General features: G+C 41.9%; 10 protein-coding genes and 1 pseudogene. 3 read left to right on the plus strand and 8 right to left on the minus strand.

Annotation, left to right across the window (positions count from 1 at the left end; translation table 11 throughout):
- The first annotated feature begins 71 nt into the window (after positions 1–71).
- Positions 72–344, plus strand: a complete 273-nt coding sequence (locus ACST13_RS09395; protein ID WP_459522937.1) for a hypothetical protein — start codon at positions 72–74, stop codon at positions 342–344.
- Here ACST13_RS09395 and ACST13_RS09400 read toward each other — a convergent pair whose 3' ends face one another.
- The 7 genes and pseudogenes from ACST13_RS09400 to ACST13_RS09430 form a co-directional block, all read right to left on the minus strand.
- Entirely contained in the window at positions 345–1,226 is an 882-nt protein-coding gene (locus ACST13_RS09400) for a PorP/SprF family type IX secretion system membrane protein (RefSeq protein WP_459522938.1), read from the minus strand.
- Entirely contained in the window at positions 1,227–6,719 is a 5,493-nt protein-coding gene (locus tag ACST13_RS09405) for a putative Ig domain-containing protein (RefSeq protein ID WP_459522939.1), read from the minus strand.
- 54 nt (positions 6,720–6,773) lie between these two features.
- Positions 6,774–7,685, minus strand: a pseudogene (locus ACST13_RS09410) (bile acid:sodium symporter family protein).
- Positions 7,686–7,715: 30 nt separating this feature from the next.
- Positions 7,716–8,429, minus strand: coding sequence for a c-type cytochrome domain-containing protein (locus ACST13_RS09415; protein ID WP_459522940.1), 714 nt, complete (start codon positions 8,427–8,429; stop codon positions 7,716–7,718).
- Entirely contained in the window at positions 8,426–8,962 is a 537-nt protein-coding gene (locus ACST13_RS09420) for a YceI family protein (RefSeq protein ID WP_459522941.1), read from the minus strand. The genes ACST13_RS09415 and ACST13_RS09420 overlap by 4 nt, the downstream gene beginning before the upstream one ends.
- Complete coding sequence (locus ACST13_RS09425) at positions 8,959–9,873, minus strand: DUF5777 family beta-barrel protein (protein WP_459522942.1); 915 nt, start codon at positions 9,871–9,873, stop codon at positions 8,959–8,961. The genes ACST13_RS09420 and ACST13_RS09425 overlap by 4 nt, the downstream gene beginning before the upstream one ends.
- Positions 9,873–10,304 carry a Rieske 2Fe-2S domain-containing protein gene (locus tag ACST13_RS09430; protein WP_459522943.1) on the minus strand — a complete coding sequence of 144 codons (432 nt, stop codon included), beginning with the start codon at positions 10,302–10,304 and terminating at the stop codon, positions 9,873–9,875. The genes ACST13_RS09425 and ACST13_RS09430 overlap by 1 nt, the downstream gene beginning before the upstream one ends.
- A 152-nt stretch (positions 10,305–10,456) precedes the next feature.
- On the opposite strand from ACST13_RS09430, the gene ACST13_RS09435 reads away from it, so the two are divergent.
- The gene (locus ACST13_RS09435) at positions 10,457–11,053 is read left to right on the plus strand and encodes a DUF4956 domain-containing protein (RefSeq protein ID WP_459522944.1); all 597 of its coding nucleotides are present in this window, start codon (positions 10,457–10,459) and stop codon (positions 11,051–11,053) included.
- Positions 11,046–13,166, plus strand: a complete 2,121-nt coding sequence (locus ACST13_RS09440; RefSeq protein WP_459522945.1) for a TonB-dependent receptor domain-containing protein — start codon at positions 11,046–11,048, stop codon at positions 13,164–13,166. Before ACST13_RS09435 ends, ACST13_RS09440 begins: the two co-directional genes overlap by 8 nt.
- 166 nt (positions 13,167–13,332) lie before the next feature.
- On the opposite strand, the gene ACST13_RS09445 is transcribed toward ACST13_RS09440, so the two are convergent.
- Positions 13,333–15,762 (minus strand): TonB-dependent receptor domain-containing protein, encoded by a 2,430-nt coding sequence (locus tag ACST13_RS09445; RefSeq protein WP_459522946.1) that lies wholly within the window; start codon positions 15,760–15,762, stop codon positions 13,333–13,335.
- Positions 15,763–15,941 lie beyond the last annotated feature (179 nt).

The following is a 15,941-nucleotide window of genomic DNA, read 5'->3' on the forward strand; positions in this document are numbered from 1 at the left end:
AATTTTCTGTATGTCGCCAACTTTTGGCAGACTACTAGTGCAATTTTGGGTATTGAAAAACGAAAAAAAATATGAAAAATCTAAAATCCTTACTTGTTATTCCTTTCTTTTTCTACGCAACCGAAGGTTACGTGAAGGCCTTTAAAGTGGCCGGTTCAAAATGGGCTATCGTTCTTTTTGTAATTTTGAATTTCAGCGCATGTGTTGCATTAGCGTTTGCTGAGTTTCAATTTTTTGGGGGTTCGGACGCGGATGGAATTTATACCCAAGCAGTCTTGGCGGAGTTCTTGTATTTAATTGCTGGCGCTGGATTGAACTTGTTTTCGGAATTAGAGCGTAATTAATTACCTCCTTTCAAACTGGAATTTTAATACTAATTCGTGCGTCTGATTCGTAATTCTAGAAATCGTATTGGTAGGCATCTCGTATTGATAACCCAGGTAGACCGTAGGACTAAATTGAACGCCTAGATTCACGCCGATGGCATTTTCATTTCGGTAGCCAAAACCCACATCGAATAATTCGTAGAACGAACCCGTTAGATTGACATCATAGCTCAAAGGTAAATCGGCGGCCACGCGTACAATCGCATTCGTGTGAATGCGGATATCTTTACTTACTACCTGCTTTTTACCGATCATTCCATAATAGAAGGAGGCGTCTTTGTATTTTCCGTTTTGGAGGCCAAAATCATTCCATAGCATCCTCGGTTGAGAAATACTCACATAGAACTTATCTTCTTTTGCTAAGCGAATACCCCAGCCAGAATTGATCTGTAATCCGGTGGAATAATTTTGGGAGAACAAATCATCGGTTTGGTCTAATAGGCTTAGGCCAGAAAAATCCAAAGCTAAATTAGTTACCCCCACGCGAATACCGCCAGAGAGTGCCCATTTGTCATTAATCAGGGAATGGTAAGCAAAATCGCTATTGATGGAAGTTGCTTTTACGGGGCCTAATTGATCTAAAAAGGCAGTGAATCCAACGCCCATCTTTTCACCCCAATTGAAATTTCCCATCAAGGCGGTTGTCACCGGAGTGCCCGGCATGGAAGTCCACTGATTCCTGTTTACGAAGATGATTTCATTTTTATCACTAGCACCTACAAAGGTAGGGTTGATCACCTGCGGATATAATCGAAATAAAGAGAATACAGGGTCAGTCTGGGCCTTTATTTGGCCAGCAAAAATTAACATACACCCTAAAATCACAATCCGTAATTTCATTTATTTCTTCAATCGATTGATGTAAATATAAGTAGAAACCCGAGGTCTAACGCCATAATAGTCTAAAATATAGAAATATACCCCGTCAGGAAGTAGTCCATCCCCTGATAAAAGAGGGTTCCCAAGATTCGATTCGCCACCCCAATTATTGTCATAATCCTTCGCCTCATACACGATAATTCCTATTCGATCATATACTGTTAAATTATTGGGAGTCGTGCGCATCACGCCAGGAATGACCAAATAATCATTTCTCCCATCCCCATTCGGCGATATTCCTTGGAAGGCCACCGGATCGCATGGATCTGGATCGATTCGGTTATCGATTCCATCGTGATCACAATCCGGCAATCCACCATAATTCAAATCATTTTCCCACTCGTCTTTGATTTCATCCCCATCCGAATCTAAATCATTATAATCAGGAAGTCCATCTTTATCTGTGTCCACTGGATTATTTCGATCGCCACCGATTTCTACGATGTCAGTATAACCGTCTTTATCCGTATCGTAATTCACATCTTCTAGAACCGTAATGGAAGTGCTATCTACACCAGGCCCCGTAGAATTGGTAGCTGTTACGACATATTTCCGCGGCTTCGCAGGCCAAGTAGGTGTTCCAGATATTAAACCTGTTTTAGCATCAAAAGTTAATCCAGCCGGTAAAAGTGAATCAATTTTAAATACATCGGCAATCCCCACAAGAATCGGTTTGAAACTTACAGGCACCCCTTGGCGGAAGACACCAGGTAGTGGATATTTTATTTCTGGAAAGGCGATTAGCACTTTAATCGAAATCGTAAACACATCATATCCTGTCGAATTACTAGCCGTGATAACGTAATCCGTAAAATCCTGAGCCTTCGTAGGCGTACCTGAAATCGACCCCGTTAAAGGATTTAGTGTTAATCCTGCCGGCAATGGTTTGTCCACCGTGTAAAGTGTTGGAATACCTTGCACGCTTGGATTCAAAGGAGTGATTTTAATCTTTTCAATAAAGGTCTGCGGCGTAACGTAGCTCAAACTACTCGGTCTAGGAATAACCGTAGCGATGCGAATCGTATCTGTAGTTGAAGCCGTACTATTCGTAATGGTGACCACATAGGTGGCTATAGGCCTTAAAACAGTGGGTGTCCCAGAAATGATACCCGTTAATGGATCGAATACTAATCCAGCAGGAAGCGGTTTGTTGATCACGATGCTTCCGATGACTCCTTTGATTACGGGGATTAATGGCGGATTTGTTTGGCCAGAAATAAATAAATCTACACCCGTATAAACCGGGTTAATCTGCGCGCCTAGTATAGGCTCAGGATACGAAATACGAGGTCTAGCAATGAGGACGGTGATGATTAGTCGAGCCCTAGCAGATCCTGTGGTATTCGAAGCCGTAACCCAATAGATGGTTAGTGGAATGGCTTTAGTGGGTGTACCCGAAATGATTCCTGTGATAGGATCTAACGTTAAACCATCCGGCAAAGCTTTATCGATAGAATAGGTATCTACTTTCCCTTTTACTGTAGGATTTAAAGGGACAATTATTATTTCTTCCTCATAAACAATAGGGGTCGCATATTTTAAATTTTTAGGCGGGGCGATGAGTACTTCTAAGTCCAAAGGCGCAGATGTCGATCCCGTCGAGTTAGAGGCCGTCACGACATAGCGAGTCAAACTAGATATCACACTTGGTTTACCCGTAATCTCTCCGGTCGCCGTATTAAACGTAAGTCCTAAAGGCAATGGCTTATCTATCGTAAATGCCGTCGCCAAACCCGAATAAGTCGGTCTGACTGGGGCCATTAAGCTGTCTTGAATTAAGCGAGTAGGACTAAAATAAGCCAAATTCGAAGGCGGAGCAATAACCACCGATATATCAATATTGGCAATGGCCGAGCCTGTACTATTTCTAGCGGTAATGACATAGGTTTGCATCGAACTTAATGCCGTCGGAGTCCCACTGATTATTCCCGTACTTGAACTGAAGGAAAGTCCCGCCGGTAAGGTTCGGTCAATCGAATACGATGTTACAATTCCAGAAACAGACGGAGCGATATTGGGTATGACAAAGTTTTGGTATAAGACTTTGGGCGTTGCATAAATCAGATTTCTAGGCCTCGCAATCAACACCGTTATCACCACATTCGTCGATGTAGCACCCGTCGTATTCGTAGCAGTTACAACATAGGTGGTGGTTGGTTTTGCCAAAGTAGGTATCCCAAAAATCCTCCCTGTCGCCGTATCTAAAATCAAGCCGGCTGGCAAGCTAGGGCTTACGGCATAGGAAGCAACCGCACCAGTCACCCTCGGATCCAATGGCGTAATATCCACTCCTTCCTCGTATACATTCGGCGTGGTATAAGACAATCCGGACGGCGCAGGAATCAAGACAGTAATCGGAAGGGCATACGAACTCGCTCCCGCTACGTTAGTGGCGGTGATGGTAAAAATAGTCCTAGGTATTGCCTCTGTGGGAGTTCCCGTAATAGCTCCCGTACTTGTATTAAAGACTAAACCAGCTGGCAAAGCTTTGTCGATCGAATAAGACGCCACAAAACCCGTCACCGTAGGAGTTAAGGTGCTAATCGCTGTTCCCGTAAAATAGGATGGCGGATTCACGTAGGTCAAATTAGTAGGCGGCGGAATGGTGACCGTAATGTCTACCGTGGTGGACCCCGTATTCGTCGAGTTCGTTCCCGTAATAGTATAAGTTGTTCTAGGTGACTGAACTGTTGACGCCCCTGAAATAATTCCGGTGTTTGTGTCTAGGTTAAGGCCAGTAGGTAATCCTGGACTAATGCTAAATGAATTAACAACGGTTCCAAATTTGTTTGGAACTAAGGGTGTAATGGCAACCGTCTCGTAATACACATTAGGCGTCGTGTAGGAAATTTGTGGCCGGGCGATTAGTACGGTTATGTTCGTGGTGGCTCCCGTGCTTCCTGTAGAATTAGAGGCAGTGATCGTATAGTTTGTTGCCGGATTTGCCAAAGTAGGAGTTCCGGAAATCACTCCTGAAACGGGATCTATTCCTAAGCCAGCAGGTAAAGTTGGATTAACGGTATAGTTTGAAACGACACCTGACACCGTAGGAAATAAGGACGGAATGGGAACGCGCTCCTCGAAAATATTTGGACTAAAATACGTTAATCCTGAAGGTGCCGCAATACGAACAGTAATGTCTATATCAAATGTGGTGAAACCTGTACTATTTTCTGCCGTTACGGTATAAATAGCTTGAGGTCTAGCCGCTGTAGGTGTGCCATTGATTAATCCCGTTGTTGCATTGATAGATAAGCCAGGCGGAAGTGTTGTCACCGTGTAACGTGAAACAGCTCCTGTTACCGTAGGAGATAAGGTAGGAATGGCTGTGCCTTCAGTGAAAACCCATGGAGTTTGATAGCTTAGATTTGTAGGAGGAGGAATGACTACGGAGAAGCTTGTAGTTGCAACCACCTGACCTGTCGTATTAATAGCAGTGATCGTATATAAAGTTGGATCACTTAAAGCGGTGGGCGTTCCAGAAATAACCCCTGTAGCTGTATTAAAGGTTAATCCAGCTGGCAAATTAACGGGTACTATGGTGTAGGAATCCACTTGACCTGTAACAGTAGGTACTATAGGTGTAATGGGTACAAATTGATAAAACTGAAAGGGGCCAGGATAGCTTAAATTTGAAGGAGCCGGAATAACTACATCAAAATTGATGGTGGTGCTTGTTGATGTGTTTGAATTGGTTCCTGTAATTACATAGGCCGTAGCAGCCGTAATAGCGGTAGGGGTTCCCGATATGACACCAGTAGTTGGGTCTAGGGTTAATCCAGCAGGAAGTGGTCTATCTATGGTATAGATAGAGATAATTCCACCCGAATTAGTTGGCGTAATGGGAGCTATGGCTGTTCCAGTATAAAATCGAGATGGAACAACATAGGTTAAATTCGTAGGAGCTGCAATGCGAACTGTGATGAAAATCTCAGATTGTGCTGGCCCAGTTGAGTTAGTTGCTACGATAACATACCTTGTTCGAGGCATAGGAACTTGGGGGTTGCCGCTGATAGTTCCATTACTATAATTAAAACTTAAGCCACTAGGTAACACCCCTTGTAAATCATAAGTGACTCCTGACCCAGTAACTGTCGGTGAAATTGGACTAATCGGAGTGTATTGCGTGAATACATATTCAGAGCCAGTTGTAATCGTAATAGTAGGAGGAGGAACTACAACTGCAATCGTAAAAGTGGCTGTTGTAGGAGTTCCTGTACTATTACTTCCGGAAACCGTATAAGATACTGCGCCAGATGTTTGTGTGGGTGTTCCTGTTATTTGGCCAGTGAGCGGATTGAATGTTAAGCCACCAGGGAGTGTAGTCGGGTTAATGGTAAAATTGTCAATACGGCCAATAAATGTGGGAGTTAAATTAACTGGTTGATTAACAACAAAATTATTGGGTGTTGTATAATTTAATCCAGTGGGCGGTGCTAAGTAAATAGTAACGGTAAAGGGAATTTGAGCGGATACGCAATTGGCTTGCGAGTTTTTTACCACTAAGGTAAAATCAAAGGTTCCCACTTGACCATATGGAATCGGAATAGCCATGGGAGAGCCGGTAATAGGAGCATTTAATACTTCGTCAAAACCTGTTAACGCGTTAGCGCCAGCGTAAATGGAATAGATATCTGTTCCTGTTACTTTGTTCGTATAAGCCAGCGAAAAACTTTCGGCATTAGACGAAATATCTGCAACAGGGCTTAAGGTTACGGAAGGGTCTAGTAGAAATCTTACTTCAATGGGATTACTATCTGGGCTTGTACAACCCCCTAAGGTGGTTTTAGAAGTGTAAACTCCCGGAGTGGATACGGTAATACTTTGAGTGGATTGGTTAATATTCACACCGTCTTTAAACCATGAAATTGTACCTGTAGTGGCTCCTGGAGTAACTGCTGTGGTTAAAGTCGCAGAGCCACCTGAACAAATTTGGGCTAAACCTGAGTTATAGGAAAGGGTGAATTCTAATGACCCGCTATTATCACCTGGATTTGCATCTGCATAGCTATAAAAGTATTTACTTGTATTGTCTCCAAGGCCTAAGTAGTATTCGTAGGTATGATCACTTTTGTATTCTGAGCTATTATTAGGCGCGGGTGGCGTAGCGTTGTTTAATTGCCATTTATTTGTGCTTGAAGTAATAAAGGTCGGCGTTCCTGAACTTCCAATTACTTGGGTGGAAGATGGACTTTGGTAGGCGGGATCTAAATGATTCACGCTATTCTCAACTCCATAGGTTCCTTTTACCTTTAATTTATACTGCCTCGTATTAGTTGTAGGTGTGGCTGGTGATTGAATCCAAGCTGTTCCATTGAATGTTTTTATTTCACTACCAATTGTTTTCCATTGGGAATTCGCTGTATTACCCGAAATAATCGGAGCAGGACAAGCAGTTTGAGCCAACCCCGTGAATTCGACGAACAGAAAAAGTAAGAGAAAAAATTTTCTCATGTATTATGAAGAACAGATAATCTTTAAAATTACTTAAAATAAATGATTTACGATTTATTTCCCCTTCCAATAATTCGCTAAAGCGGAACCATTGATGTTCATGACCGGGCCAAAAATCGCCGCAGGCAATCCTAGCGTTCCCACCTTGCCCATCGCCATGGCGAGGCCCGATGCGAGTCCCGCGTTTTGGAGCCCTACTTCAATGGCAATTGTTCGACAATCTTGTTCTGGTAATCCGCTCACGCGACCTCCCCAATAACCTAAAATAAATCCAATGATATTATGCAAAAGGCAGGCGATCACGAGTAAAGGGCCTACTGCTAAAAGCGCGTCTCTGCCATTTGCCGTTATAATCACCACAATGGCTCCTACACTCCACATCGAAATGGCCGGTAGTGCTTTTTCAAACCATTGAAAACGCGCGCCCATTAGTCGATTGTAAATAACCCCCACAGTAATTGGAATAATAATCAGTTTGCTAATTTCCCATACCATCGCCCATAAATCGATCTCAATTAATTGCCCCGCCAAATTTTTCATTAGAAAAGGGGTCAGTAATGGGGCTAGAATGGTGGCTATTGAGGTAAGCGTAAGAGATAAGGCAACATTGGCTTTTGCTAAATAAGACATCACATTAGAGGCTAAGCCGCAAGGCATGCAACCCACTAAAATGATACCCGCTGCAATTTCGGATGGGAATTGAAATACCTAAGTTAAACCCCAACCCACGAATGGCATAATGGTAAACTGAAAAAAAACGCCTAAAACCACTGCTTTGGGAGATCGCAATACTTCCGCGAAGTCAGTCATTTTCATGGTTGTGCCCATCCCAAACATGATAACTTGCAACAAGGGGATAATGAAAATTTTGAATTTCAAATCGCCGAAACCAATAAAGGGTTCAGGAAATATAAGAGTCAATATAACAGCGGCAATGATGCTGAAGGTGAATAATAAGCCTTTCATTTCAGGTTTTTGCTGTCAATTTACGAAAAATTAATTGTTCAATGTTCCCTTGGTAACCCAGGCTTTGATCTGATTGATTTCGCAGGCACCTAGTTTAGACGTGCTGGAAGGCATGGGTTTATAACCGATGGCATGGGTAATCGAACCCATAAGTCGGCCATTCGCTGCGTAGACTTTGACGGCGGCATAAGTGGATAAATCTATGCCTGCGGATGGACTTGCTGCGCTGTGGCAACCTACACAATAGGTTTTTAGAACAGGCAAAACGGATGCGCTAAAGGTTACATTTACCGTATCACAAGTTGCTGTATTAGAGCAGGTATTGTTTTTTGCTCCTTGTTGAATCCATTTGAGCAGGAGTGATTTTTGTGTGAGACTGAACTCGGCAGAAGGTGCAGGTGGCATCCGTTCGTCCCCTGTTTCATTCAGGCATTTATATAATTCACTTGAAGTAGGATTAGAAGTACTAACCTCTTTTCTGATATTTGTATAATCGGTTAAATTGACCCCTTCTTTATGGGATATCGCATCGTGGCAACCGCTCATCGCACAATTTGACGTGATCAGTGGCAATACTGATTGCTGAAAGTAAACGGTGTCTGGGCTGCAATTAACAGCTGGTACACTAGGAATAATAACGGTCGTGGAGTCTACGGCGATGGGTAGATCAGCCAAAGGAGTATTCTTGTCATTTAAGCACGATAAGAATAGTACCATACTGCAAACTAGCCCGATGTATTTCATTTTTTGGTATAATTGATTTTGCTAGAAACCTTGATCACCTCAGCGATTTTCGCAAAAACAATTTTCGGGATGTCCACTTTATAATCCACTAATTTTACTTCAAACGCACATGTTAACGCTAGACTGGTACCAGTTGATATGATCGTTCCTTTCAAATCGATGGGACGTGTGACTCCATGAATCGTCGCAGTTCCGGATGCGGTGATGGGGTAGGTGCCTGCTACGGTTAAATCGATGGCTTCTTTGATTTTTCCTTTGAAAGTGGCCGAAGGGAATTTTTCGCTTTCTAAATAATTCTCATTAAAGTGTTCCTGCATTAATTTATTAGGGAACACAAAATTAGTGATGCGCATTTGGACCGCTACTTCATTCGTCGCCGTATTGATGATACTGGAAACGGTTTTATTGACGGCATCGATGTCTTCGATCGGAGTTTTGGAAAAGAAAGAAACCTCTCCTGTGGTAGTCATGAATAATTGTGCTTTGGATTGAAATCCAACAAATAATAGCGCTAAAAGTAGGGTATTTTTCATTTCTTTTTCTTGGGTTCTAAGCTGAAGGTTCTGGCCACGTTAAAGCCATAAAATATGTCGCCGGCGCCCCAGGTACCTAGGGTTTGGCCTATAAAATGTTTTTCTGTCATGCCTCTCGAATTCGTCATGTGTAATTGAAAAACGTGTCCACCCGTTTCGATATCTACACCTACCGAAAAGGAATCTTGGTAAGGATAAGGCACGCCAGCACCCTCCTCGTAATCTTCTTTATCGACGATATTTTTATAGTATTCTGCAGAGACACTGAAGCGATTAGTCAATTTATAACGACCTCCGAAACCCATGGAAAGCAGGTTATTGTCTAGATAAATGGATTCTGATTTATTGTTGTGCAAAACGGTGGGCATCAATTGCAAAGAAAGTTTATCACTAATTTTACGGGCGATAAGAAGTTGACCAAAATAGGATTGACGTTGCAAATTATTTTGGTAACGCATCACATTTCCGCTCGAAGTCGTGTAGCCGCTCGGCATCGTGTTCGTGGCCATGCCTCCATACAAGGTTGCGGTCACGGGCATCTTATTAGATTGCGCCAGCACTTTGTATTTAGCATACAGGTCGTAGGTTTTTTCGATGGTCGAACGACCCGCACCGATTAGGATTCGATCTGTCAGGGAATATTCGACACCTAAACGAATTTTGGCCTCATCTAAACCAAAAAAGTTATCAATAAAACCTGAATTCACAGAGCCGAAACGATGTGAAATCCAAAAATTCAAGTGCTGCTTAGCGAGAGTTTCCACGGTTTGGCCGTTAATCAATCGGGTACCCTTGAAAGTAGCCTGAGTGAAAGTCGTCTTTTTCGCATCCTCTTTTTCGAGCATGTCTAATAGATCATTCTGGGCAAATAACGGCGTGCTAAAAAAAAGCAGAAAGAGTAATTTTTTCATTAGGAATAAATTCGAAGTGTAGTACCTGACAAAGCTGTTTGATAGGCTTTAATTCCTTTGCTTCCATTAGCGTTTGTTCCCACTCCTGCCGTGGTGAAAGTAGCTCCGTGTTGCGTGCAATAAAAACCGCCACCGCTGTAAATGACATTCGCCTTATTTTCATGCGAACAAACTTGAGTTACCGCCGCAAATGCCGTACTCGAAACACGAGCGATGACAATTCCATTAGCAATCACATAATTTCCGACCGTGTTTAATTTACTGTAGGTCGCGTTGTTCAGATCTAAAGTAAAATCAGCGCTGTTGGCAGGAGTTACAGACTCATTGGAACAAGAGGAAAGAGCGGAAGCTCCACAATAAACGGCTAAAAGGGAGGCGCCTTTTAGACCTAGAGACTTTAAGAATTCGTGTCTTTTAATTTTGTTTTCCATTCTATTTAGGGTTACAGTGTGCAATTTGGCAATTTTAACTTGTAAAATAAATGATTATTATCAGTAATAGATGAAAATAGCTATTAAAATGATGAAACGGTATGTAGGGCAGATAAGCTGAAATGGTTATATTTGAAGATAAATAAGAATAAATGCTAGAAAACTTCCTACTTCGGTACGCCCTAAATTTGATTTTTACTTTCATCGTGGTGCGTTTCATCTATTATCCGAAATACCGAAATAACGACTTCGTTTTCACTTTTTTCTTATTTAATACCATTCTTTTTGTGCTTTGCTATTTGTTAGCGGAGGCGGATTTGAAATTTGGTTTTGCCTTTGGATTATTTGCTTTGTTTTCGATGTTTCGCTACCGTACGGTCACCGTTCCGATCGGCGAAATGGGGTATTTTTTCTTAGTGGTGACGCTCGGAATCATTAATTCTTTAGCCTCCTTAGTGAATTTAGAGATGCTTTTGATTGCGAATTCGGTCTTAGTCGCGATGACTTTTTTATTAGGTCGAACCTTGCAATTAACACATGAGAATTTCCAAACCTTGAACTACGATAATCTCGGCTTGATTAAACCTGCTGAGCGCGTGGATTTGTTAAAAGATTTATCAGAGCGTACAGGCTATCCCATCCATAAGGTGCAGGTCGTGAAAGTCGATTATCAGCGAGGAATTGCACAATTAAGGGTCTTTTATTTTTCCAAAGAAAATGAGTCCGGATCCCTTGACTTAGATGCATAAGTTTCTCTTTCTTTTATTCCCGTTCTACGTTTTTGCACAAAAAGACACGTTGCGAAATAAAGCATTGCAGGAAGTGCGCGTGCAAGGAATTCGCTCAGAGATCACAAGTGATCCCTCTAAAAAGGTATACCAGGTAGGAGCGAATTTGACGAATTTAGGCGGGAATCTATTTGACGTTTTGGGTAATATTCCTTCCATTTATGTGACCAGTGATGGAAACGTGACGTATCGGGGGAATCAAAATTTGACTATTTATTTTGATGGAAAACCAGCCGGAATTTTGAGTTCCTCGCGTGCGAATGCCCTAAATTTATATCCCGCTGATCAGATTGATCGAATTGAAATTATCTCGAATCCAGGGGCAAAATATCCCTCAGAAGGTAGTTCCGGAATCCTAAATATTATCTTGAAAAAAGGGTCTAAAACGGAATCGCTACGCATTAATTCAAATGTAGGGACGAACGATAAATATGCCTTTTCTGCCACCTATGCTAAAGGATTTAAACGCTGGACCCATTTAGTAGATTTGAATTTACGCCAAAACACCCGCAACAATTACCAGTTACTTTACCGCGAGAATCCGAGTGCTTTTGGCTTTTCTCAAATCACCCAAACCACTAACGAAATCAATCGTGATTACAATCAATCCATCCGATTGAACTCGGTTTACACGATTAGTAAAGACCGCAGTATTGGGATTTCCTTAATTGGTCGACTTTCATCGGATCATAATTCCGAGGTTCGCTACAATCAGAGTGAATTTGCCTATGCCGCGGATCGTTTTTATGCTAGAGATGCAGATAAAAAGGGAAAAGATAGGGGCTTCGATTTGAATCTCTCCTATAGTCCCAGCGCAAACGGGAAGATTGATTTTTTATGGATCCAAAACCAGGGTTCAGATGCAAATGATTTCTTTCAACACTATTATTACGGGGATTTTGACACGCCTAATCCCAATATCCCAGAACGATTCGAACGATCCTCTGCGTCCAGCTCGAACGCTACCTTTCTTTTACAAGGTGATTGGACTAAATCGATTTCTAAATTGACTTCCTTCGAGTATGGTTTCCGTTTTAATTCCCGTTTTTTCGAAAATTCGTTTTTGTATGAAAAGCAAAAGGAGGGAATTTATGAGCGCGACAATAAGCGGTCTAATGGCTTAACCTACGAAGAGCACATTCAGGCAGCCTATGTTTCATATTCCCATAAAAGTGCCTTGTTTAATTTAGATGCAGGTTTGAGGGCTGAGGCCACCGAAATTTCTGGTGATGTGCAGCAAAACTATGTGAATTGGTTTCCCTCGTTTTCTCTTTCGCATCCTTTCTCAACCTCGGAATCGATCTCATTAGCCCTTTCATCGCGTATTTCACGCCCTAGTTATAAGTCATTGAATCCATTTATTTCGTATGCCGATCCGCTTAATTTGAATTCAGGGAATCCATCTTTGAAGCCTGAAAAGGCAATCCTTTTTGAACTTTCACATGTAAAAGACTTTAAAACTATATCGGTTTCTAATTCTTTATTTTACCGCGAAATTACGGGGCTAGTAGGCCGGGTGAGAACCTTTCTTGGAGGCGATACCACCTTGACTCGCTATGAGAATATCTCCAAATCCCGTGCCTGGGGATTAGAGAATCTAACTACTCTATCCATTACGAAAGCCTATAAAATCACGCTAAGCTCCTCCCTATTTCAAACCGATTTACAAGGCTTGATTAATAATACCGAGGTATCCCTAAATCGCTGGAATTGGAACTCGCGATTAAATCAGCAATTTAAATGGAAAGATAATTGGTCTGCCCAAATCTCCGGTATCTATCAATCCACTCAAATCAATCCTTTAGGAATAATCAATCCCTATTATACAGTAGATTTAGGATTGAAAAAGGATCTTGGTCGGCTTTCCATCAATGCACGTGTGAACGACATTTTTAATACCCAAAAAACCATCTACGATTCTCGACCTTTTGGCCTAGTCAACGACCTCGAACGCAAGAAGGAAACCCGCATTTATTACATCGGTTTCAGCTACAAATTTGAGAGCAAGAAGATGAAGGATGCGAGGGAGAGAAGGAAGGTGAACGAAGACGAGATAGAATTGGATGATTTTTAATCATCCAATTCTATCTCGTCTTCGTAGAGCATAGAGCACAAAGAATAGAGTAGAGATTATAGAGTAGAGAGAGGAGATGTCGGAGTAATCCTAGAGAGTTTGATTAAATGTAAATCACAAAATTATAGCGCAGATCAATTTTAGTAGCCATATTCTCAGTGCGTTATTATTTCGATTTAACCCTACTCTTCTCCGCATCCAACCCCGTCGATCTCACCCTCGCCCCTTTGATCGCCATATTGCCAAAGCGGTAGGTGAAGTTTATACGGACTACACGGGAATCAGGGCGCGGTTTGACTACGATATCCAGGTCGCCGTATTTGATGAATACATCTGGATTAGACGTATAAAGAACGTCTTGTGCATTTAGGCGGATGACGCCTCGTTTGTTAAGCACCGTTTTTTGAATACCTAAATTAAGAGATCCACCTGACCCAAAAATAAAAGCACTTTCTAATCCTCCAGAGAAATAATTTCCCCCGATTTCGAAGCGATATTCTTTAGGCAAGGTAAAGATGTGGTTCGTGTTAAAATAGAACTGATTATTAGCTGGACTCAGGTTTGCATTTTCGACTTTTCCTACTAGTTCGTTGCGGTTGAAATAAATATCGGTGTTGCTGGACCACCATTTGGCAATCGGAATTGGTAAGGAGAATCCAAGGCTATAGTTCGTTCGCTCCGCCATGTTTGCTGTCGTCTGGTACGATTTCCTAGCCTGTGTGTCTTGTTTTAAGATCTCTGTAATCACATTAGTGGTATGACTATAGCCCAAAGTTGTGCTAAAAGCGCCCATATAGGTGTGGCTGAATTCAATGGAGTTTGTTAACTGGGGAGTTAACAACGGATTACCCACTTTGAAGGTATAATTGTCCAAAAAGAAAACGAATGGATTTAAATCCCCATAGCTTGGGCGGTCGATGCGACGCGAATAATTAAAGCCGAGGCTATGGTTTTTGGAAAGATCATACTGAAAAAAGGCACTCGGAAAAAGCTGTGCATAATCGCGGTGGAAAGTGGAATCTTTCGAGTTCGCGGTATAAGCCTGCGATAATCCATCTGCCAAAGTCCACTCGCCACGCAAACCGATTTGGTAACTAAATTTGCCGATGGCGCGTTCCGTGTTTAGGTAAGCGGCGTGAATTTGCTCGGTATAGACGAAGTGATTGCTTTGGCCTGTTAAAAAAGTATAAGCAGGTGCCCCCTCATTCTTGCCCTGGAAGCGTAAATCGTTATCTGTTTTCACATAAGATGATTTCAAACCTGTTCCCCATTTAGATTTCAAGAAGGAGGGTAGGACATAATCGAGTTTGAAGGAATATTGATCCACGAAGGATTTGGCATTATTTAAAAGAAGAGAATCTGAGCGCAAGGCGGTAAAATCACCGCGCTGAAACTGTGAGCGTAAGTTAGATCCGCTATTATCCTCGAAACGCGCATAATCTAGGTCAATCGTTAATTCCCGCCCAGTGCTATCATAGGCATGCTTAAAATTGAAATTAGCGGCATAATTGTGACTCGGATTTCCCACATTATTATAGGTATTTAGCCGTGTCAAAGCCGCTCCAGCACTCGTATATTGAATGGTTTGATTTAGGCCATTATTAAGAGTATACTGATTAATATTTCCAGAGGCCAAAATTCCAAGCGTCGTCTTTTTCGAATAATACCAATCCACACCCCCTTTTAATTGTGTCGTTTGGTTCTCGTTTTTAAACGCATAACCATTCTCCCAAACTTCATTTTGGGCTCGGAAATAACGCGTTAAATTATTACGCTCTAAGGTAGTTCTGTCCACTAATGACCCATTTCCAAACCAATTCCAGCCATTCTTTCGGTAATTCAAATTAACCCCCACACTTTCACGAAGGTAGGTTCCTTGCGCTAAAGTCGCATTGGCTGAACCATTTAAACCGATGTTTGAATTCTTTTTCAGTTTGATGTTAATGAGGCCTCCCGTACCAGCCGCATCATATCTGGAAGACGGATTTGCCATTATCTCTAATCGAGAGACCTGGTCAGCCGGTAAATTCTTCAAATAGTTCGCTAAATCTGCCCCTGTCAAATAGGAGATTTTTCCATCAATCATGATCATGGCCCCAGATTTTCCTCGAAGGGATATGTTGCCATCTTTGTCCACAATCACACCTGGCGAACGCTCTAATAATTCCATCGTCGTGTTTCCCGCTGCCATCGCTGAGTTTTCCACGTTGACGATCGTTTTATCGAGCTTCTTTTCGATAAACGGTTTAGTTGCCGTCACTTTCACTTCCGCTAATTCGGTGCTTAAAGGGAACAAGGTGATGGTCCCCAATTCGATTTTGGAATCCGACAAAATATCATCCAAGGATATTTTCGAAGGCTTAAAACCTGTCGATTGAATAGTTAAGGTAAATTTTCCGAGCGGTAATTTAGAAACAGTTAATTCCCCATTTTCATCCGTATTCATCCCCTTCACGAGGCTAGAATCAGCTGTTTTCTTTAAAAGAACCGTTGCAAATGGCAGCGCCTCTTGATTGGAATCCTGCAGACGAAGGTGTAAGGAATTTTGGCCAAAAACCGTAATAGAACAAATTAGTAGTAAGGCAATTAATTTCATGGGGCAAAGTTCCCATAAAAAAGTTGCTGTAGAAAGCAGAAAATGATGAACGGTGCTTATTTAAAAGCACAAAGAATAAAGCACAAAGCATAAAGTTGGAATCAAAAAAAGGGCCGAAGCCCTTTTTTTGATGGGATAGTGATTTTTAAAAAAGCATCTCCTCTCTATACTCTCTAATT

This window comes from Aquirufa sp. A-Brett2-W8 (assembly GCF_054558755.1).

Excerpts from the sequence above, each read along its gene's own strand:
- ACST13_RS09395 (WP_459522937.1), top strand. The coding sequence starts at position 72 with ATGAAAAATCTAAAATCCTTACTTGTTATTCCTTTCTTTTTCTACGCA.
- ACST13_RS09400 (WP_459522938.1), bottom strand. The coding sequence starts at position 1,226 with ATGAAATTACGGATTGTGATTTTAGGGTGTATGTTAATTTTTGCTGGC.
- ACST13_RS09405 (WP_459522939.1), bottom strand. The coding sequence starts at position 6,719 with ATGAGAAAATTTTTTCTCTTACTTTTTCTGTTCGTCGAATTCACGGGG.
- ACST13_RS09415 (WP_459522940.1), bottom strand. The coding sequence starts at position 8,429 with ATGAAATACATCGGGCTAGTTTGCAGTATGGTACTATTCTTATCGTGC.
- ACST13_RS09420 (WP_459522941.1), bottom strand. The coding sequence starts at position 8,962 with ATGAAAAATACCCTACTTTTAGCGCTATTATTTGTTGGATTTCAATCC.
- ACST13_RS09425 (WP_459522942.1), bottom strand. The coding sequence starts at position 9,873 with ATGAAAAAATTACTCTTTCTGCTTTTTTTTAGCACGCCGTTATTTGCC.
- ACST13_RS09430 (WP_459522943.1), bottom strand. The coding sequence starts at position 10,304 with ATGGAAAACAAAATTAAAAGACACGAATTCTTAAAGTCTCTAGGTCTA.
- ACST13_RS09435 (WP_459522944.1), top strand. The coding sequence starts at position 10,457 with ATGCTAGAAAACTTCCTACTTCGGTACGCCCTAAATTTGATTTTTACT.
- ACST13_RS09440 (WP_459522945.1), top strand. The coding sequence starts at position 11,046 with ATGCATAAGTTTCTCTTTCTTTTATTCCCGTTCTACGTTTTTGCACAA.
- ACST13_RS09445 (WP_459522946.1), bottom strand. The coding sequence starts at position 15,762 with ATGAAATTAATTGCCTTACTACTAATTTGTTCTATTACGGTTTTTGGC.